This is a genomic window from Rhodococcus sp. FW305-130, from assembly GCF_058788335.1.
In genome coordinates this window covers 503,889-523,955 of the sequence record NZ_JBYTAP010000004.1, presented here as the reverse complement: position 1 = coordinate 523,955, position 20,067 = coordinate 503,889, and the positions used below count along the sequence as shown (strand labels likewise).

Below are 20,067 nucleotides of genomic sequence, written 5' to 3'. Positions count from 1 at the left end.
CTCAGAGTTACTTATTTGCTTCGTCGCCGGTCAAGCAGTGGTTTGAACATCCGTACCGGATGCCGGTTTCACGGCCACCTTTTTCTCGAGATCGGCAAATGCTCAGTTGAGTGCGCACCGAAATGCCGCAATGCCGAATATGTGGCCAATTCGCCGAATGTCCCAAATTGGTCGATCACCGCAAAACAAACATCCGACAACTATCAATCTGAACATTCGTGACACACTGAGAATTAGCAACAGCACGCGAATGTCGATCAGGCAACAAGAAATTCCAGATATTCTTCGGCGACCATCGTCCGAATCGATGTTTCGTTACACCGGAATTGGGCGAACGAATGTGCCAGCAAACCGGCCACACACAATTCAGCTTTGCCGGGCCGAGTCGGTGCCCTTTCGACACGTGCGCACACAAAAGGAACGGCACTTATAACAATTCGATCACACAGTGGTGCCGCGGCATTCCGACAGCCGTTTCACGCGCACGGACCGAGTCGGCAACTCAGCTTTCGAGGCGGCGTGCCCCGAGGACGTCCTTGAGGAGTTCCTTTGCAACGTCCTCGGGATCACGTCTGGCAGTCGGATCAGCGGGCTCAGCCGCCTCCGCGAACATCTCGTCCTCGTCCTCCGGCGTTGCAGGCGGAGGAGTTGCCTCGTAGTCGACCTCAGGAGCAGGGGCCGGTCCAGGGTCTTCCGGATAGTCGGGGGCCTCAGGCGGCGGAATGTCGTCCGAATCTCCGCGCTGGGGCTGCGGGGCCTTGGGCTGCTGCGCTGCACGCTCCTGACTGGGGCGCGAGAATCGGGGCGCAGCGGCCGGGCGGCTCGCAGCTTCTGTCGCCTTGGGTGCGCTCGATGCTGCCGGCGCTGTGGGCGCACCTTCTTGATACTCGACTTGCCAAGTGCCACCGAACATCTCGGCAAGGACCTCGCAGATGACCGCCGCGTTGTGCGGTTGCGTCACACGAGCACCCAGGACCGGCGAGCCGTGAGCGATGACCACAACATGCCCACGCACGTCGTGAACCGTCGCAGCGGACAGCATGGCCGGAAGAACCTTGTTTCGTTCACCGACCTTGTTGCGCAAGGTGTTCCACGATTCACGGAGGGTCTCGACTGTGGGGCCCGCCGAGACCGGCGCAGCTTCTGCAGCCGCCGGCTCCTCGTACTCGGGCTCGGGCTCGTAGTCGGGTTCCGGCTCGGCAAACCCGATCAGCTCTTCCGCTTCGACCGGAGCAGGGGCCGGTGGTTCAACCACAGGAGCTTCAACTATTGGAGCTTCGGCAACCGGAGCTTCAACCACTGGTGCTTCAACCACCGGAGCTTCAACCACTGGAGCTTCCGCAACCGGCGGTTCCACGATCTCGACGGTGGGAGGCTCGACCACGGGAGCTGCCGCTACCGGAGGTTCGACGACAGGAGCCTCGACGACCGGCGGCGCCGCCGGAGCCGGGGCGGCTGGTTCCGGCCGTGCCTCAGGCTCGGCCTTGCGTTGGGAGGGCCGTTGGAACTTGGAAGCAATCTCCGGTTCGAGCGGCGGCACAGTCGGTGCCGGCGTTGCTGCCGCGCGAGGGGCAGCGGCAGCCGCGACTCCGGCAGCCGGAATACCTTGTTCCAGGCGCTCGAGCCGCTGCAACACAGCCGACTCGGTGTCGGAGGCCGAAGGAAGCAGCATTCTCGCGCACATCACTTCGAGCAGCAGCCGCGGCGCCGTCGCCCCACGCATTTCACTGAGACCAGCGTGGACGGTTTCGGCGAAACGGGTGAGCGTGGCCGGGCCGACTCGCTGAATCTGTTCACGCATCGTGACCAGCTCGGCCTCCGGCGCATCGACCAACCCTCGTTCGCTGGCATCGGAGACTGCCTGCATCAAAATGAGATCGCGTAGACGTTCGAGGAGATCGAGCGCGAATCGGCGTGGATCGTGACCGGCGTCCATCACCCGATCGACAGTGCCGAACAAGGCGGCTCCGTCACTGGCAGACAGGGCGTCTACTGCTTCGTCGATGAGCGCGACGTCGGTGACTCCGAGAAGAGAGAGCGCCCGCGGATACGTGACACCTTCTTCGCCGGCTCCCGCGAGCAACTGATCGAGGACACTCAACGAGTCGCGAGGCGAACCGCCGCCAGCCTTGATGACCAGGGGATAAACAGCAGGCTCGACCGGTACGCCTTCCTGGGCGCAGATCTTTTCCAGGAGTCCGCGCATGGTCGACGGCGCCAACAGGCGGAACGGGTAGTGGTGTGTACGAGAACGGATGGTCGGGAGAACCTTTTCCGGTTCCGTCGTCGCAAAGATGAAGATGAGGTGCTCCGGCGGCTCTTCGACGATCTTGAGCAGCGCGTTGAAGCCCGCCGCCGTCACCATGTGTGCCTCGTCGATGATGAAGACGCGGTAGCGAGAAGCGGCGGGGGCGTGGAACGCCTTGTCTCGGAGTTCTCGGGTGTCGTCGACGCCACCGTGACTTGCGGCGTCGAGTTCCGTCACGTCCAGGTTGCCTGTGCCGCCCGGGCCAAGCGAAACGCACGAGTCGCATACATCGCACGGCGTCGACGTCGGTCCCTGCTCACAGTTCAGCGAACGCGCCAGGATTCGCGCCGACGACGTCTTTCCACAGCCACGCGGGCCGGAAAACAGATAGGCATGGTTGATGCGTCCGGTGTCGAGGGCCGTGCTGAGCGGTGCGGTGACATGCTCCTGCCCCACCACCTCGGCGAAGGACGCGGGTCGATACTTCCGGTACAGGGCCACGCGCAAAGACTACCGGCGACCCACGACAGGTGATCCGGTGCGGGTGCAACGCCGACTTCTCCCGAAACATGTTCGCAACACAATCGCAGTGCGGAGGAAACCGCACGCACCCATCGTGGGTTCCGTGCACGCGGGCTGGTCCGCATGCGTGAGGAGAAAACTGTGCCCGCCACCATCGATGCCGGAGCAACTGCCTGGTTGCTCGTCAGTACTGCACTCGTACTTCTGATGACGCCAGGACTCGCGCTCTTCTACGGCGGCATGGTCCGCTCGACCGGCGTACTCAACATGATCATGATGAGCTTCGTCTCCATCGCACTCGTCACGGTCGCGTGGTTGTTCGTGGGCTACAGCCTCGTGTTCGGCGACGATCACGGTGGCATCATCGGCGGACTCGAACACATCGGCATGGCGGGCATCGACCCGTCGACCGTGCACGGGAATGTCCCGGAAGTGTTGTTCGCAACCTTCCAATTGACGTTCGCAATCCTTACTGCAGCACTCATCAGTGGTGCGATCGCCGACCGCGCGAAGTTCTCCGCCTGGATGATCTTCGTCCCCATCTGGTCCTTGCTCGTCTATGTCCCCGTCGCTCACTGGGTGTGGAATCCGCAGGGATGGCTCGCCCAGATGGGCGCACTCGACTACGCCGGTGGCCTCGTGGTCGAAATCGTGTCCGGAGCGTCAGGCCTGGCATTGGCACTGGTCCTCGGCCAGCGGATGGGTTTCAAGGCCGAGTCGATGCGTCCGCACAATCTGCCGTTCGTCCTGCTCGGCGTCGGTCTGCTCTGGTTCGGTTGGTTCGGATTCAACGCCGGGTCGGCCCTTGCGGCTGACGGTATGGCCTCGCAGATCTTCCTCAACACACTCGTCGCCGGCTGTACCGGACTACTCGGCTGGCTGTTCGTCGAGCAGAACCGTGACGGACACCCCACGACGTTCGGCGCAGCTTCGGGCGTCGTCGCCGGTCTGGTCGCGATCACCCCGTCGTGCGGAACGGTGAACATGTTCGGTGCGCTCGTCATCGGTCTGATCGCGGGCATCGTCTGCTCGTACGCCGTGGGATGGAAGCACAAGCTCGGCTACGACGACTCCCTCGACGTCGTCGGCGTGCACCTCGTCGGCGGAATCGTCGGCTCGTTGCTGATCGGACTCCTCGCGACGGCCGTGATGACGGGCGGTCCGGAAGGTTTGTTCTTCGGCGGTGGATTCGCGCAGCTGGGCAAGCAGTTCGTCGGTGTCGTCGTGGTCGCGCTCTATGCCTTCGGTGTGACCTACGGTCTCGGAAAGCTCATCGACAAGACCTTCGGCTTCCGTATTTCGCGTGAAGACGAGGCCCGCGGAATCGACGTTGCCCTGCACGCGGAGTCCGCCTACGAGCACGGAGTCCTCGGCCACGGTCCGATCGGCGGACAGAACCCGAGCCCGTTCCTCCAGCGTCAGCGTGAGGAACGGGAGAACCGCGAGCGGGACTGACCGCCGTCACCGGTTCGCGATTTCCTCCATCAGGATCGGAACGCCGACATTGCAGGAGTGAATCCCGACGACGGTGGTCAGTTTCAGCACCTCGAGAATCTCCTTCGGGGTCACTCCCATGTCGAGCGCAGCGCGAATATGGCGTCGTACGCCGGGCGCGTACATGTGTGTGCTCGCTGCATCGACGGCTATGCACAGCAACTGGATCACCTGAGGTGACAGCACCCCGCTGTTCCAGGGCTGCATCGCTGTCTTCATGTACAGCTCGGTCCACTCGGGATCCAGCTCCGAAAGTCCGTCCCACAACGGATTCCAGCCACCCGAATCCTTCATGGCCTGGGTCACGGGAAAAGCTTCACTTGCTCGAACGTCAGTCATCGATCTCCTCAGACAATCGAAAATGCTTGATTCAGTTCACGTTTGAGAATCTTTCCGGTTGCCGTCATCGGCAGCGACGGCACGAACTCGATGCGGCGCGGATATTTGTAGGCGGCCATCTGTTCCCGCGACCATTCCACGAGATCCGATTCGGAGATCTCTTCACTCGGCTCTCGGATCACGTAGGCGACAATTTCTTCGCCGAGGCTCGTGTCCGGCACCCCGACGACAGCGACGAGTGAGACGGCTGGGTGGGTGAGCAGAACCTCTTCGATTTCGCGTGGGTAGACGTTGAATCCGCCCCGCACGATCATGTCCTTCGCGCGGTCGACGATGTAGTAATTTCCGTCGGTGTCGACCCGTGCCAGATCCCCGGTGCGAAACCATCCGTCGCACGTTACTTCCGCCGTCGCCTCGGGTCGGTTGAAATAGCCCTTCATGACGTTGTGCCCGCGAATCGCCAACTCTCCCACTTCATCGGGGCCGGTGATCGTACGCCAAGAGTCATCGACAAGCCGCGCTTCGACGCCCCAGATCGGCACGCCGATCGAACCGGGCCGGGGGTCGCTCTCCGGGTCACTGAACAAGGCCAACGGAGAGGTCTCGGACAACCCGTACCCTTCGAGGATCTGAACACCGAAGCGTTCCCTGAACTGTGTCAAGATTTCGACGGGAAGCGCTGCACCACCGGAGATCGCGCACCGCATGTTCTGTGCAACGGTCTCGACATCCACCCCGGATTTCACTACCTCCTCCAGTACGCCGAGCAGTCCCCAATACATGGTCGGGACGCCCGCGAAGACCGAGATCTTTTCGCGTCCCATGATCTCGAGTGCCGCGGTCGCATCGAAGCGCGGCATCAACACCAAGGTGGCACCGACGCAGATTCCCGCATTCATGGTCACTGTCTGGCCGAACGAGTGGAACAACGGCAAAGTCAGGAGATAACGCTCATGCATGGACGGAGCGCTCTCGAACAACCGGTTGGTCGACAGTGCATTCAAGACCATGTTGCAGTGAGTGAGTTCGGCGCCCTTGGGCTTTCCGGTCGTGCCGCTGGTGTAGAGAATGACCGCGGTGTCCGTCGGTTCACGAACAACCGCGGCTGCAGGCGTTTCCGTGCCGGACACGGATGCCAGTGCTTCGCCTAGAGTCTCGACTCCGAGGATCGACGACGGTGCACCCGGCTCGGCGCTGATCACGATCAGGGCCGAACAGGTCTCGCTCTGCTCGAACCCGGCGATGGCGTACTCGGCGATCGGTAATTCGGGACTTCCCTCGAAACAGAAGTACAGCTTCGCTTCCGAATCAGCCAGGTGATAGGCAATTTCGCGCCCCTTGAGCAGGATGTTCAGAGGAACGACGACGCCACCGGCCTTGAGAATGCCGTAGTAGACGATCGGGAACTCGAGAACGTTCGGGCCGGACAACGCCACCTTGTCACCTGGCTCGACACCCCGCGAGACGAGCAGATGGGCGATGCGATTCGCGTACGCGTCGAACTGCGCATACGTCAGCCTCGCTTCCCCGAGAACCAGCGCATCCCGTTCCGGGTACCGCCGGGCCGAGTCTTCCAGCAGAGCAGCAAGATCAAGCATGACTGTGTTCCTCCTGCGCATCGGAATCCGTGGCATGAGACGAGGCAGCGCGCGGCACCGACTCGAGCAGTTCCCACACCAATGATTCCGCCCGCGGCCAATACCCGTATCCGGACGCCGGATTGAGATGTCCGACCTCACCCAGATCCAGCAACCGACTCCCCCATCCTTCAGCCAAACCCACAACTCGGCGATATCCGGCGAGCGGGTCGTTCCGACTCGCCGCGACCGTGCTCGGAAACGGCAGACGCTGACGCGGTATCGGTAGCCACCCGTTCCGATCGAGCTCCTCGAGAGACGGATAGGACTCGGGTAGAGGAAGTTCGAGATCCGCCGGCGTGACCAGAAGTGCGCCGGCAACATCTCGATGATGCGCCCTCGCCCAGTGGGCAACTGTCATGACTCCGGCGCTGTGCGCGACCAGGACCACCGGGCTGGAAACACTAGTCAACACCTCGTCCAATACCGCAACCCTGGCATCGCGACTGAGCTTGTCGGTCTCGAGGGGAGGAACCGTCAGAACGTTGTCGAGCCTGCGCGCGAGGTGAGTCTGCCAATGATCCTCGACATGATCGCGCAGACCGGGAACTATTACTACCGTGGGTGATTCATCCATCAGGAACTCCGAACTTCTGCTACTTCAGTGGCGCCGGGGATCTCGGGCCGATTCTGCAACGTCGCCAACCGCCTCATCCCGGCGGGATAGGCACGCTTGCCGGCTACCAACGCGAGGGCCGCGACGACATAGACGAAGGGCGAAAGCTGTAGAGCGCCGAGAAGACCCAGGTGATCGGCGAGGATGCCGACCACGAAGGGACCGAGCGCCAGCCCAAGAAGGTTGTTGGCAACGGTGAGCGTTCCCATGGCCGACGCTCGAATCGAGTGATGGGTAAGGTTCGCGACCATAGCTGCCGTCGGCCCCGACGAACCGGCGGAGAAGAATGCACCGATACCGAGCAATACGAGTTGCGCTGTCCCCGTATCCAACCGGAGCCCGATACTCAGCGTCACCAACGAGATGGCGCAGTAGACGATGGCGGTGGTCCATTTCCGCGCCGAATCGTCGCGGCTGAATCTATCCGTGATGAACCCGCACACCACCATCCCACTTCCGACCAGGAGGACGAACACGGAAGCCGTGACGCCGGCCTTGTCCGGGGCCAAATCGTAGTAGCGATTGAAGAAGCTCGGCAACCACGCCAGAAGTACAGCGGCGGTGAACATCTGGAGACCACCACCGATGTAGGCGAACAACACGGCGGGATTGGTGAACAGCGAGGACACCGGCGCACGAAAACCGTCGTGTCTCACCGCTTCCCCGGCGGCATCCGGCGCGGCCTCGACGGCGTAAGCGGTGAGCTTCTTCTCGGTGACGAGGGCACGGAACAGCGCAACCAGAATCAGACCGAAGATCGCCATGGCGGCAAAAGACCACCGCCAACTGAACTGGACTGCGATGAACCCACCGATTGCCACACCGATGACCGAACCGAACGATCCACCGGCCATGAAGGCACCGGCAAGAGCTGCGTGCACGCGGGGCGCAAACACACTGAGGACCACGGCGATACCCACGCTGCCGTACGCCGCTTCACCGACACCTACCAAGAATCGGGCGCCCAACATCTGTTCGTAGGTCTGAGCGATTGCGCACAGCAACGTCGCGACACTCCACAACACCGCCATCAAGATCAAGCTCTTGACGCGGCCCCAGCGGTCCGCGAGCAGCGACAACGGGAACGTCAACAGCCCGACCATCAATGCCACCACGCTGCTCAGGGAGGCGAGGTGCGAATCGGAGAGATCCCAGTCCGCTTTCAGGATCGGGAAGACTGCACTGAGCACCTGCCTCGACATGTAGTCCGAGAGCAGAAGACCGAAAGCCAGGGCGAAAACGATCCACGGGTATAACTTTCGTCGTCCGCCGATTCCGAGCGCGGTGTCCACACGTGGCGTGGCGGGAGCTTGCAGTCCCATGACTCTCCTAGAAGTACTCGAGGTAGACGGGGGGATTCGGGGGTACGAACCGTCGCGGTTCGTACCCCCGGAACTGTTGTACGAGAGGGTGCGAACTCAGGCGTGCTGCGTGAATCCCAGCTGGCCGATCCGGCGGTTGGGCGCGTAACCCAGCTTCGCCAACGTCTCGTCGGTGTCGGCATACGTCTCACCGATCCGGTAGATGTCCCGAGCTTCCTTCGCGGTAGCCACCTCGCGGCCCAATTCTCCTGCAATGCGCACCAACTGCTCGATCTGCTGCACCGACGTCATCTTCTCGCCCTTGCGGCCCCAGATGGTGTCCTCGTTGCCGCAACGAGCGTGCAAGCCCATCGCGATGGCCATCGTGTTCACCGGCAGGACGCTACGCATCAGCGTTTCCAGCGTCAGGCACGCACCGTCGGGAACACGCTGGACGAAGTTCATCATGTTGTACGGGTTGGGGCCGTCGAAGCCGCCGCCGATTGCGACCCACGTGAGGTTGACCGGACCCGTGTAGATGCCGCGTCGGATCAACCGCTCCACCGTTTCGAGCTGCGGAATACTGGACAACTGGAAATGCGGCTGGATTCCGGCGGCCTGCAACCGGCGCAGGTGCTCTGCCACCCACTCCGGACCGGCGGGCACGGTCATTTCCCGATACGTATCGGCCAATTCCGGACGTTGCATCGACGTACCCGCGATGTCGTCGTCGGTCATCAGTTCCATGATGTTCATCTGGCTGGTGTTGATCGCGATCGTCACCTGGTCGGGAGCCGGCTCCAATTCCGCCAGCATGTGACGCACGTCGTCGGACAACCACTTCGCATCGGCGCCTTCCCCCTCCGGGGCAAACGAAATCGAGCCGCCGACCTGCAGAATCATCTCGGGAACGGCCTCACGCAAGCGGCCGAGAAGCTCGTTGAACTTCGACAGTCGCTTCGAGCCCTTGCCGTCGAGTTCACGCACGTGGATGTGGAGAACGGTGGCACCGGCGTTGAAGCAGTCGACGGCTTGCTGGACGTGCTCGTCCATCGACAACGGGAGGTCTTCTGCAAAATCGTCCGGCTCCCACTCCGGTCCGTAGGGAGCAACGGTGATGACAAGCTTGTCCTGGGTTTCGGGGAACAGTGAATCGTCGTGGAAATGCATAGCGTGACTCCGATCGAGTGAATGAATTATCTTCGGGGCTGGGAAGAGAGATCAGAACGGTGCGTCGCCGATGATTCCGGCGCGCTCCATCTTTCGAACCGCGGGCCAGTAGTCCTGCACCGCGTAATGCTGTGTCGACCGGTTGTCCCAGATCGCGACGCTGTTCTCGGTCCAGCGCCACCGAACCTGGTACTCGGGAATCTGAGCCTGGCTCGCCAGGTAAGTGAGCAAATTCCCGGCGCCGGGGGCGTAATCGATTCCGTAGCGGACGTTCTCGGGCGTGTGATAGTTCACGAGGTGTGTGGCGAACGAATTGACGAAAAGAATCTTCTCGCCGGTCTCCGGATGTGTTCGTACCACGGGATGTTCGGCGTCGGGAAAGCGTTCCTTCAGCTGGTGCCGCTGATCGATCGGCATCCGAGCGCCGAAGGTCGACTCGATACTGTGCCTGGCACGCAGGTCCTTGATCTGCTCCTTGACCCGCGCCGGCAGATTCTCGTAGGCGAGTGCCATGTTCACCCAAATCGTGTCGCCGCCGACCGGAGGTGTTTCCACACAACGCAATACACATCCCATGGGCGGGTTCACGCGCCAGGTGGCGTCGCAGTGATACGCATTCTCGAAATGCTCCGGCGGGCTGTCCAGGTCTTTGTAGATGCGGACCAGGCCCGGGTGGTCGGGGTCGCTGCCCAGGGCCGGATGATCCTCGAGTTCACCGAATCGCTGGGCAAGTTCTACGTGCTCGGCTCTGGAGAAGTTCTGGTCGCGAAAGAACAGAACCTTGTGCTCGAGCAGCAATCCCTTGATCTGGGCAAAGAGTGCAGCATCTCGTGCGACCTCGCCGAGATCCACCCCGGACAACTCTGCCCCGATCGAACAGGTCAATTTCTCGACGTGGATCGTGCTGGTCGACGAGGGAAGGTTTTCTGTCAACGTTGCGGTGTTGGTCATGACAATTCCTCTGGGAAGTGCTGTTTCGGTTCAGACGGAGAAGACGGAGGAACCGATACTGCGACCGGACTCCATGTCGTGGTGCGCACGCACCGCATCTTCGAGGGGGTATCGCTGGTTGATCTCGATCTTGATTCGCCCGGATTCGACGTGTGAGAACAGTTCGCCCGCCAATTCGGCACGTTCCTCGGGATCCGCGATGTAATCGGCAAGTGCCGGACGTGTGAGGAAGAGAGATCCCTTGACGGCCAACTGCATTGCCTGAATCGGCGGAGTCGGCCCGGACGCCGTTCCGAAGCACACCAGCAGCCCGCGCCTGGCAAGGCAATCGAGAGAGATGTCGAACGTGGATTGCCCGATACTGTCGTAGACAACCGGCACGCCGACGCCCCCGGTGATCTCCTTGACACGCGCTACGACGTCCTCGCGGGTGTAGATGACGACTTCATCGCACCCGTGAGCACGGGCAACGCTCGCCTTCTCGTCGCTCGACACCGTTCCGATCACTTTGATTCCCAACAGTTTTGCCCACTGGGTGAAGATCAGTCCAACCCCGCCCGCCGCAGCATGCAGCAACACGGTGTCTCCCGCTTTCAACGGGTAGATACGACGCAGAAGGTAGGCGGCGGTCAGTCCTCGCATGGTCATGGCGGCCGCGGTGTCGAAGGCAATGCCGTCGGGTAGCGCGATCAGGTCGGACGACGCCATGATCCGCTCGGTGGCGTACGCACCCAGCGGACTGCCGGTGTAGGTCACACGGTCCCCCACTGCAAAATCGACTACTCCCTCGCCGATCTCTTCGACCACACCGGCGCCCTCAACGCCCATCCCGGCAGGCAATTGCGCAGGATAGAGGCCACTTCGAAAGTAGGTGTCGGCGAAGTTCAACCCCACCGCTTCATGACGAACCCGAACCTCTCCGGCACCCGGTCGTCCTACCTCGATCTCTTCCCAACGCATGACGGACGGTGTGCCGATCTCGTGGAACCGAATGGCGTTTGCCATCAATGCTCTCCAATTCTGTGGGCGGGCTCGACTCGATTACGGTCGAGCTGTATTCGTACGCAACAACTTCCAGAAGTCGGTGCTCGACTTCGCGGTCGTGCCGAACTGATGTGAACAAAACTATGTGAGATCCGGCTCACATGCTTAACTTGACGAGACACACAACACAACATTTCGGGACATCGAGTAAAGGGGGCCCTATGAAGCCACTCGCCCGCTACGCGTCACTGAACCGATACGTCGACCTGTGCCGAACAGTGGACGTGGACGCTGTGGCCCTCATGAGAAGTGTCGGCCTGAGCCCGGCAAGCCTGGCGAACCCCGACCAATGGGTACCGGCCGCCTCCATCGCATCGCTCCTGGAGCGATCGGCAGCGGAGTCCGGACACGAAGACTTCGGGCTTCTACTCGCCGGCCTGCGTCGACTGTCCAATCTCGGTCCCCTCAGCTTGGTCATCAGGGAAGAACCAGACGTCAGGAGCGCACTCGACGTATTGATGCGATACGAGCACACGTACAACGAGTCATTACGCATTCGACTGAACGAGGTCAACGGACTCGCCACCCTGCGAATCTCGCTCGAGGTCGGCGAACCGGTCGACACCAGACAGAGCGTCGAACTCGCAGTCGGCGCGACGCTGCAGATCCTGCGAAGTTTCCTGGGTTCTCGATGGCATCCGGTCAGCGTGGGATTCACGCACAATGCCCCGAAAGATACGAGCACGCATCGACGAATCCTCGGCGACACCGTGGAATTCGATCACGAATTCACCGGAATCGTTTTCTTCGCCGCCGACCTGGATGCGGCAAACCAACTCTCCGACGAGTTGCTCCGGCCGTACGCTCGCCAGTTCCTCGACTCACTTCCCGCATCGGAAACCTCCGACACCCTCAGCCGAACCAAGGAATTGATCGAAGTTCTGCTTCCGACCGGCCGCTGCTCTGTCGAGCAGGTGGCACGAAGCCTCGGGTTCGACCGGCGGACACTGCACCGTCATCTCGCCGAATCCGGAGATACGTTCACGGCCGTTCTCAATTCGGTCCGAAGCACCCTCGCGGAACGATTTGTCGCCAACCCTCGCTATTCATTGACCGAAGTGGCGGTGCACCTGGGGTTTTCGACGCAGGGTAGTTTCTCGCGCTGGTTTCGCACTCAGTTCTCGACGAGCCCGAGCGCATGGCGGACTCAACGCTCGATCAGCTGACCAGCACGACTCCGACGTAGGCGATCGTCGCCACCCATACGGTGGAAATCGCGGCCAGAACGAATGGTCGTGCGCCCACTCCACGAATGACGCTCAGCCGCACCCCCAGCCCGAGAGCGAACATCGCAGCAGCCAACAGCGCCGTCTGCACGGTCTTCGCCAATCCGAGAAGCTCATTTGGCAACATTCCGGTGGAGCGCAAACCCATGCAGCCGATGAATGCCACGACGAACAACGGAATCAGCGGGGGCCGCTTGGTGGCGGTGTTGTCGACCATCGTGCGTTGCCGAATGCTCAGAAACGCCATGACCGGCGCCAACATCAATACGCGCGCAAGTTTCACCACGGTCGCGACACCCAACGCGGTGGCGCCGAGAGCGCTGCCGGCAGCCACTACTTGTGCCACTTCGTGGATCGACCCACCGGCCCACATGCCCGCCTCGATCTCGTTCATACCGAAAGCATCGGCCAGCAAGGGGATCGTCGGAATCATCAGAGTTCCGAAGATCACCACCAGCGCTACAGCGGTCAGCAACTCTTCCTCTCGCGCATTCACCACACCGTCCGCAGCAGCCACAGCGGCAGCGCCACAGATCGAGAAGCCGCAGGCAATCAGAATCCTCTGCGACCAACTCAATCCCAGAAGCTTTCCGGCATACATGGTCCCGGCGATACCGAGGAACACTATCGCCACCACAACGGCGATCACTCCCCAACCCAAACCGACGATGTCGGAGAACATCAATTGCAGCCCGAGCAGAGCGATACCCACCCGAAGTAGCCGTTTCGCCGAGAATGCCAGGCCAGGTTGGAATTTCGCCGGCAAAGAGACGGTATTCGCCAACACCGCACCCGCCACGATCGCAATCAGCAACGGACTCACGGCGGAGGTGAACTGACCTGCTATCAGCGCGACCGTGGCACCCAAGGCGCACAACGCAACTCCGGGCACCAATGCAGCCACACTCGACCACCGTCGTACTTCTGACGAAGGGGCGACTGCGGGTTTCTCGGCCACGGACTTCACATCACGGTTCACTCATCCAGCGTCCTTGAGCCACCATCGCTCCGGTAGGGCGATTTCTACCATCACGACATATCAGATCGATATGGAATAGATGCTGGGTATAGCCTGTCTGCATGACCAGAAGGTGGCCCGACCTCACCACACTCGAGCTACTCGTCGGCATCGATGATCACGGAAGCCTCAGTGCTGCAAGCCGTCTGGCTCACATCGCACAACCGAATGCCAGCCGCGCCGTCAAAGCCCTCGAGCGGCAGCTCGGGATGCCACTCATACACCGAAGGTCGACGGGTGCGACTTTGACTCCGCAGGGGACCGTCATCGTCCACTGGGCGCGCCGCGTCCTCGCCAACTCGAGGCAGCTTCTCGACGTCGCCGAAGGGATGCGGACCGAACGATCCGCGGAATTGACCGTGTGTGCCAGCATGACCGTCGCCGAACATCTGATCCCGGCCTGGCTCGGCGTCTTTCGATCACTGCATCCTGGTGTCACCGTCCACCTTCAGGTCTACAACTCGACACGCGTACTCGAAGCCGTCGAAGTAGGAATGTGTGACCTCGGATTCGTCGAGTCACCGACCGTTCCGAAGAGCCTGCCCAGCGTCACCGTCGCTCGTGACTCGCTGGTCGTGGTCGTTCACCCGGATCATCCATGGGCGCGTCGACGAAAGCCGCTGACCGTCGCCGAACTGGCAGCGACACCGCTGCTGGTGCGTGAGCCCGGATCGGGAACCAGAACGACTCTCGACCTGGCGTTACACGAATACGAGCGCGGTGCACCGTTGTTGGAACTGGGTAGTTCGGCCGCGATTCGAACCAGCGTGCTCGGTGGCGTCGGCCCGGCGGTACTGAGCACGCTGGCCGTCGACGACCAGGTGAAGCAGGGAGAACTTCGGGTCGTAGCCGTCGAAGGCTTGGAACTCGACCGATCCCTGCGTGCAGTGTGGCGCCCGCCGCGTCAGCTCGAGGGCCCCGCAGGCGACCTGATGAAAGTAGTGCGTGCCAGCGGGTCCCGGAAATCCTGAAAGCGGCTTACTTCTTGTCGGCCTTCGCTGCGGCCTTTGCGGCCTTCTTGAACTCGCGGACCTCGAGCAAAGACTGTTCGTCGACCACGTCTGCAATCGAGCGCCTCGAGCCCTCGAGCCCGTAGTCGCCGGCCGCTTGGCGCCAACCTTTCGGCTCGACGCCGATCTGTTTTCCGAGCAACGCCAGGAAGATCCGGGCTTTCTGATCCCCGTAACCGGGTAGGGCTTTGAGCCGCTTCAGCACTTCCTTGCCGTCGGGATTTCCCGAAGTCCAGATCGCCGCGGTGTCGCCGTCGTAGTTCTCGACGATGAACTGGCACATGAGCTGGATACGCTCGCCCATCGACTTGGGGAATCGGTGCACAGCCGGAGGCTCGGCACAGATGGCGATGAACTCGTCGGTGTCCATGTCGGCGATACGCCTGACGTCGATACCGCTGAGCCGATCCGCCAGCTTCTTCGGACCGAGGAAGGCCGTTTCCATCGGAACCTGTTGATCGAGAAGCATTCCGATCAACAGCGCCAACGGGTCCTCGGCCAGGAGGGCATCCGCTTCGGGGTCACCGACAAGGTTCAGTTGAAGTGCCATGAGTCCGATACTGCCACGTCAGGCGGCAGTTGTGACCGGCGCCGACGCATCCGGAGCCGGAATCTTCCACTTCTTCCAGCCGAACAGAACCAACGTCGAGACCGCGGCAAGCGTGAAGACCCAGAGGTAGACGCCGACGGTCGGAATCCGCAGATACTCGGGCGGCACGAACATGAACAGGCCCATTCCGACAAAGCGATCCGTACCCGGAATGACCGACGGGTCCCACCAAGTGTGAGACCAGTTCAAGACTGGGAGCAGGAAAACGAACGGCGCCACCCACGCCCAGCGCTTCTTCGACACCATCGCGTAGTGCGCGGCGAGGACGACCAGCGGGACGAACCACACCCAGTGATGACCCCACGAGAACGGCGAGACAGTGGTCGCAGTCAACCCCGTCATGGTGAGGCCGAGCAATTTCTGGCCGTGCCGGTGAGCAATCCACGCGGCACCGAGTCCGAGGCATACCGCCAGCGCACTGAAGACGAGGACCAGGACCCGCGACGGCGTCGGAGTGTGAGTGAGCTGAGCGATCAGACCGGACACGGACTGGTTGCTCGGAGCATCCGTCGGTCCGACGCGTTCGCTGTCGACAAGAGTGCCGGTCCAGTACTTGTACGCATCGTTGTAGATCACGACGAAACCAATCGCGACGGTCGCCGCGAACGTCACGACGGCCGTCACCAACGCACGCCATTGACGAGTGATGAAGAGGTACGCCCAGAAGAAGGCCGGGGTGAGCTTCACGCCGGCGGCGATGCCTGCCCCGATTCCTCGGAGCCGACTCTTCTCGTCCCGACCGAGGTCCCACACGATCAAGAGCAGCAGGAAGATGTTGATCTGCCCGAGCCAGAGCGTCGTACGTATCGGTTCCATGAACAGAAAGATCGTGGTGGCCAACGCACTGACGGCGTACGCCTTCACGTCGAGCCGATAACCGAGGTACTTCCAGCACAACACGATCACTGCGAACAACGCAGCGATGTTCAAACCCGTCCACACGACAATCGCCTGTTTGAACGAGAGCACCGCCCACACCGTGAACAGCAAAGCCGCAAACGGGGTGTACGTGAACATCATCCCTTCCAGGACTGGCCCGTCGTACAACGGAAGGCCCTGAACCACAACGCTGCCGCCGTGGCGGTAGACGTCGAGATCGAGGAAATTTTCGAAGATCCCCCAGTACCGCGTATTCATCGGCACGGCGAAAAGAACCATCAGCACGGACGCGACTGCCAGAACACCGAGTACAGAGAATCCGAGAACACCGACACGGAGACTGCGTCGCGGTATGTCAGCTTCGATGACCGACTCTGATTTCGCGGTGTGCGCCTCGAAAGAAGGCCCATCCGAAGCGTTGATCGCGCCCGTCACTACAACCTCCGGGATTTACACCCTATGTCGGGAATTGATGCTCCGAACGGTACAAGACGAGACCGAAAAGTACCGACCGGGCACGCCGCTTCGAGAACTCAGATCTCGGAGAGACGCGATTCGGTCGCTGCGAGCAGGACACACGTCGCCACGCCGTCCATGGCAACTTCGAGTTCAGCCGTGGACGGGAAGCTCGGGGCCAACCGGATGTTCCGGTCGTCCGGATCCGTGCTGTACGGGAAAGCCGATCCGGCAGCGGTGAGCGCGATACCCGCGTTCTTCGCCAGTTCGATGACCCGCTTGGCCGTGCCGTCGACCACGTCGAGGCTGATGAAGTATCCGCCCTTCGGCTCGGTCCAGGACGCGACCTTCGAAGCACCGAGACGATCCTCGAGGATCCGCAGTACGAGCTCGAACTTGGGTGCGAGGAACGCGCGATGCTTCTCCATGTGCGCACGAACGCCGTCGGCATTGCCGAAGAAACGCAGGTGGCGAAGCTGATTGACCTTGTCAGGTCCGATGCTCTTCTTACCCAGGAACTTCTGGTACCAGGCAAGGTTTTCCGCCGAGCTACCGAAGAAGCTCACACCAGCGCCGGCGAAAGTGATCTTGGACGTCGACGCGAACACGAGCGGACGGTTGGGGTGTCCGGCCTCCGCTGCCATCGAGAGAATGTCGTAGGAAGGTGCGGTCTCGCCGACAAGTGGATGCACGGCATACGCGTTGTCCCAGTACAGGCGGAAGTCCGGCGCGGCCGTCGGCATCGACGCGAGCGTCCGGACAATTTCTTCGGAGTACACGGCACCGGTGGGGTTCGCGTAGACCGGAACCGCCCACATGCCCTTGATCTGCGGATCTGACGCAACAAGTTCGGCGATCTTGACGACATCCGGGCCGTCGTGGTTCATCGGCACCGCAATCATCTCGATGCCGAGGGACTCGGTGATCGCGAAGTGACGGTCGTAGCCAGGTGCGGGGCAGAGAAACTTGATCTTCTCTTCCTGTGCCCACGGCCGGGCCGAATCCGGAGTGCCGTGCAGCAGTGAGAACACGACGTTGTCGTGCATGATCTCGAGGCTCGCGTTGTTGCCGGCGAGAAGGTTCGCAACGGGGATACCCAGCAGCTCACCGAAGATGGCGCGCAGTTCCGGCAGACCGGTGAGTCCACCGTAGTTGCGGCAGTCGGTGCCGCTTCCGTCACGGAAGTCACCGTCGCCGGGCAGCGTCAGCAGTGCTGAGGAAAGGTCGAGTTGTTCCGGGGAAGGCTTACCGCGGGTCAGATCGAGTGCGAGCTTCTGCGCCTGGAGTTGCGTGTACTTCGCGCTCTGGCTCTCATGCTCGGAGGTGAGTTCTTCATGGCTCATCAACCCGATCTGGGTTTGGATAGGCATCCGGAGCGGCCTTTCACCGACGAGGCGGGGTCGGGTATGTGAAAAAATAGAGGACCCCGCGCACCCGGCAGAGCCCGTTGACCCTTGCTGCCTTCCGGCCCTGGGGGAGTTCACAGGATGCGCGCCGCGCGGGATCCAATGAACAGTGTAGACGGCTTTCGTCGGCCGCTGCACACCACCTACCGGGGTGGAGATGCAAACCCTGAGATCCACCGGTTCTTCGCAGGTCAGGTACCCGTTTAACGCTTCACGCCTGCAATTGGGTATGCTGCTCCACGGAGGATTCGCCTAGTGGCCTATGGCGCTCGCCTGGAACGCGGGTTGGGTTAACGCCCTCAGGGGTTCAAATCCCCTATCCTCCGCCAGGGAAGTCCCCGACCAGTCTTGGTCGGGGACTTTTTCTTTGCCACGAAGCATCGCCGAGCAGCGATACTGTCGACGAATGCGTCCCTCGACAACTGGCCGGGTCATCGCAGCAGGTACCGGCCTGATACTGAGTGCACTTGTCGACGCCCCCGTGAAAAAGTGGATGTCTCACCGCCGAACACCTGCCTACGCCGCCGGCCTCGTGGTCGCCGCGGCCGTTTATCCCGTGGCTCGGCAGGACAAGCTCGGCAGGGACGCCTGGTCGACGTCTCCATTCCCGTTCGCGAATGGAGTGCAGTGTCCGCAACATTTGTGGTCTTCGTCGGCGCACTGGTTCTGCAGCCGAGTACCGCACGGCGACTGGTTGCAGCGAGCTGGGCCGTCCACCCGATTTTCGACCTACTTCACGAGCGTGGTCCGGAATCACGTCTGCCGGATTGGTACCCCGCAATTTGCGCGGGATACGACCTCGGAGTCGCTGGACTTCTTGCTGCCGAACCACGCAATTTCGTTTGACAGACTCACGAACTCGAAGCCAGACTTTCCGTCCAACCCAACAATCGGGAGTACGCGTGATTGCCGGCCAGACCAATCTGCTCGCGGATTGCAGCAGTTGCTTCGGCCTGTGCTGCGTCGCACTCCCCTTTTCCAAGTCCTCCGACTTCGCGACCAACAAGAATGCTGGCGACCCCTGCAAGAACCTGCAGCAGGATTTCCGCTGCGGCATTCACACCGGATTGCGAAAGAAGGGCTTCACCGGTTGCACCGTGTACGACTGTTTCGGTGCGGGACAGAAGGTTTCACAGCAGACCTACGACGGCATCAGCTGGCATGATGCCCCGGAGACCGCGTCAGACATGTTCGAAACGTTCCCTGTCGTACGCCAGTTGCACGAACTGCTCTGGTATCTCGCCGAAGCCCGCTCGCTGAAGCAAACCCACTCGATACGAAAGGAACTCGACGCTGCACTCGCAGAGACGGAAAGCCTGACCAACGGCACGCCTTCGCAGATTCAAGCCGTCGACGTCTCAGCACACCGAGCGACAGTCAACACACTGCTCTTGCAGACGAGTAACCTTGTGCGCTCGCCGATCTCAGGCAAGAAGGGTCGCAAACTCGACCACCGCGGCGCAGACCTCATCGGCGCCAAATTTCGTGGTTCCGATCTACGTGGAGCCAACTTTCGCGGGAGTTACCTGATCGGTGCAGACCTCCGCGACTGCGAACTCGATCGAGCTGATCTGATCGGTGCAGACTTGCGCGGCACCGACATTCGCGGCGCAAAACTCCGCGGCAGTATCTTTCTCACTCAGTTCCAGATCAACGCGGCGGTTGGCGATTCGGCTACCACACTCCCCGATTCACTGACCCGCCCCAGCCACTGGGCCTGAGCCCGACTGTCAACTCCGTCGACTGTCAACTCCGTCGACTGTCGGCGACTGTCAACTCCGTCGACGGAGAACGACCTTGTTAGCTTCCGGATCGACGGACACCCACGGCGGGTCACCGTCGGTTCCGTCCTCACGATGCATCAACGCACTCTGCCGCTGTTCGAATTCATGATGCTTGGACCCCTGAAACAGGGCAGCAACCTCTTCGAAGCCCGCAGCCGAGACCGGACGAGTCGTGCGCCCCCTGGTCCACGGCAGGGCCCGGCCACCGGTGAGCCGGTTCCAGAGAGTCTCGGCGAACGCGAACAGGACCAGCAGCACGAGCAAGCCTGGCAGCGTCAACGCGAACAGAGTGCCCATGAAAGAAGTCTAGCGACGAACGCCCCAGGTTCCCTCAACTTTTGATCAGCCACCTTGTT

18 protein-coding genes, 1 tRNA gene and 1 other RNA gene are annotated in these 20,067 nt (G+C 61.5%); 6 read left to right on the top strand and 14 right to left on the bottom strand.

Translation table 11 applies throughout. From position 1 onward, the window contains the following. Positions 1-502: 502 nt before the first annotated feature. Positions 503-2,749, bottom strand: a complete 2,247-nt coding sequence (locus tag AC3WQS_RS15555; protein ID WP_492713077.1) for a DNA polymerase III subunit gamma and tau — start codon at positions 2,747-2,749, stop codon at positions 503-505. A gap of 162 nt (positions 2,750-2,911) precedes the next feature. Between AC3WQS_RS15555 and AC3WQS_RS15550 the strand changes: the two genes are divergently transcribed. After that, positions 2,912-4,225, top strand: a complete 1,314-nt coding sequence (locus tag AC3WQS_RS15550; protein ID WP_003943791.1) for an ammonium transporter — start codon at positions 2,912-2,914, stop codon at positions 4,223-4,225. Between the two features lie 6 nt (positions 4,226-4,231). Here the strand turns inward: AC3WQS_RS15550 and AC3WQS_RS15545 are convergent, their stop codons facing one another. The 7 genes from AC3WQS_RS15545 to AC3WQS_RS15515 all read right to left on the bottom strand — a co-directional run bounded on the left by AC3WQS_RS15545 (position 4,232) and on the right by AC3WQS_RS15515 (position 11,283). Further along, positions 4,232-4,603, bottom strand: coding sequence for a carboxymuconolactone decarboxylase family protein (locus AC3WQS_RS15545; protein ID WP_020905896.1), 372 nt, complete (start codon positions 4,601-4,603; stop codon positions 4,232-4,234). A gap of 8 nt (positions 4,604-4,611) precedes the next feature. Next, entirely contained in the window at positions 4,612-6,201 is a 1,590-nt protein-coding gene (locus tag AC3WQS_RS15540; RefSeq protein ID WP_492713078.1) for a long-chain-fatty-acid--CoA ligase, read from the bottom strand. After that, a complete protein-coding gene (locus tag AC3WQS_RS15535; RefSeq protein ID WP_492713079.1) occupies positions 6,194-6,817 on the bottom strand; it encodes an RBBP9/YdeN family alpha/beta hydrolase in 624 nt (207 codons plus the stop codon). The genes AC3WQS_RS15540 and AC3WQS_RS15535 overlap by 8 nt, the downstream gene beginning before the upstream one ends. Then, positions 6,817-8,178, bottom strand: coding sequence for an MFS transporter (locus AC3WQS_RS15530; RefSeq protein ID WP_021332896.1), 1,362 nt, complete (start codon positions 8,176-8,178; stop codon positions 6,817-6,819). Before AC3WQS_RS15530 ends, AC3WQS_RS15535 begins: the two co-directional genes overlap by 1 nt. Before the next feature lie 96 nt (positions 8,179-8,274). Next, entirely contained in the window at positions 8,275-9,327 is a 1,053-nt protein-coding gene (locus AC3WQS_RS15525; RefSeq protein ID WP_003943988.1) for a beta-keto acid cleavage family enzyme, read from the bottom strand. A gap of 51 nt (positions 9,328-9,378) precedes the next feature. Then, on the bottom strand, positions 9,379-10,278 hold the full coding sequence (locus AC3WQS_RS15520) for a TauD/TfdA dioxygenase family protein (RefSeq protein ID WP_070796497.1): 900 nt from the start codon (positions 10,276-10,278) through the stop codon (positions 9,379-9,381). Between the two features lie 30 nt (positions 10,279-10,308). Then, complete coding sequence (locus tag AC3WQS_RS15515; RefSeq protein ID WP_003943928.1) at positions 10,309-11,283, bottom strand: quinone oxidoreductase family protein; 975 nt, start codon at positions 11,281-11,283, stop codon at positions 10,309-10,311. Between the two features lie 200 nt (positions 11,284-11,483). Here AC3WQS_RS15515 and AC3WQS_RS15510 point away from each other — a divergent pair, with 200 nt between their 5' ends. Further along, positions 11,484-12,488: an AraC family transcriptional regulator gene (locus AC3WQS_RS15510; protein ID WP_021342611.1), complete on the top strand. Its 1,005-nt coding sequence runs from the start codon at positions 11,484-11,486 to the stop codon at positions 12,486-12,488. Here the strand turns inward: AC3WQS_RS15510 and AC3WQS_RS15505 are convergent. Continuing rightward, complete coding sequence (locus AC3WQS_RS15505) at positions 12,481-13,527, bottom strand: YeiH family protein (protein WP_020905890.1); 1,047 nt, start codon at positions 13,525-13,527, stop codon at positions 12,481-12,483. The two genes, AC3WQS_RS15510 and AC3WQS_RS15505, sit on opposite strands and share 8 nt — an antisense overlap. Before the next feature lie 101 nt (positions 13,528-13,628). Between AC3WQS_RS15505 and AC3WQS_RS15500 the strand changes: the two genes are divergently transcribed. After that, the gene (locus AC3WQS_RS15500) at positions 13,629-14,537 is read left to right on the top strand and encodes a LysR family transcriptional regulator (RefSeq protein WP_134998553.1); all 909 of its coding nucleotides are present in this window, start codon (positions 13,629-13,631) and stop codon (positions 14,535-14,537) included. Positions 14,538-14,544: 7 nt separating this feature from the next. Here the strand turns inward: AC3WQS_RS15500 and AC3WQS_RS15495 are convergent, their stop codons facing one another. From AC3WQS_RS15495 to ffs, 4 genes are all read right to left on the bottom strand, one after another. After that, a complete protein-coding gene (locus tag AC3WQS_RS15495) occupies positions 14,545-15,126 on the bottom strand; it encodes an HhH-GPD-type base excision DNA repair protein (RefSeq protein ID WP_019746526.1) in 582 nt (193 codons plus the stop codon). A gap of 18 nt (positions 15,127-15,144) precedes the next feature. Beyond that, on the bottom strand, positions 15,145-16,500 hold the full coding sequence (locus AC3WQS_RS15490) for a glycosyltransferase 87 family protein (protein ID WP_020968199.1): 1,356 nt from the start codon (positions 16,498-16,500) through the stop codon (positions 15,145-15,147). Positions 16,501-16,598: 98 nt separating this feature from the next. Further along, a complete protein-coding gene (locus AC3WQS_RS15485; RefSeq protein WP_133728622.1) occupies positions 16,599-17,891 on the bottom strand; it encodes an aspartate aminotransferase type Ic in 1,293 nt (430 codons plus the stop codon). 41 nt (positions 17,892-17,932) lie between these two features. Beyond that, an RNA gene (gene ffs, locus AC3WQS_RS15480) (signal recognition particle sRNA small type) lies at positions 17,933-18,032 on the bottom strand. A gap of 136 nt (positions 18,033-18,168) precedes the next feature. Between ffs and AC3WQS_RS15475 the strand changes: the two genes are divergently transcribed. The 3 genes from AC3WQS_RS15475 (at position 18,169) to AC3WQS_RS15465 (ending at position 19,648) form a co-directional block, all read left to right on the top strand. Then, positions 18,169-18,256 (top strand) — tRNA-Ser (locus AC3WQS_RS15475). 298 nt (positions 18,257-18,554) lie between these two features. Then, the gene (locus AC3WQS_RS15470) at positions 18,555-18,773 is read left to right on the top strand and encodes a hypothetical protein (RefSeq protein ID WP_492713080.1); all 219 of its coding nucleotides are present in this window, start codon (positions 18,555-18,557) and stop codon (positions 18,771-18,773) included. Positions 18,774-18,829: 56 nt separating this feature from the next. Beyond that, on the top strand, positions 18,830-19,648 hold the full coding sequence (locus tag AC3WQS_RS15465; protein ID WP_492713081.1) for a pentapeptide repeat-containing protein: 819 nt from the start codon (positions 18,830-18,832) through the stop codon (positions 19,646-19,648). A gap of 51 nt (positions 19,649-19,699) precedes the next feature. Here the strand turns inward: AC3WQS_RS15465 and AC3WQS_RS15460 are convergent, their stop codons facing one another. Beyond that, complete coding sequence (locus tag AC3WQS_RS15460) at positions 19,700-20,008, bottom strand: DUF6191 domain-containing protein (RefSeq protein ID WP_007731580.1); 309 nt, start codon at positions 20,006-20,008, stop codon at positions 19,700-19,702. Positions 20,009-20,067 lie beyond the last annotated feature (59 nt).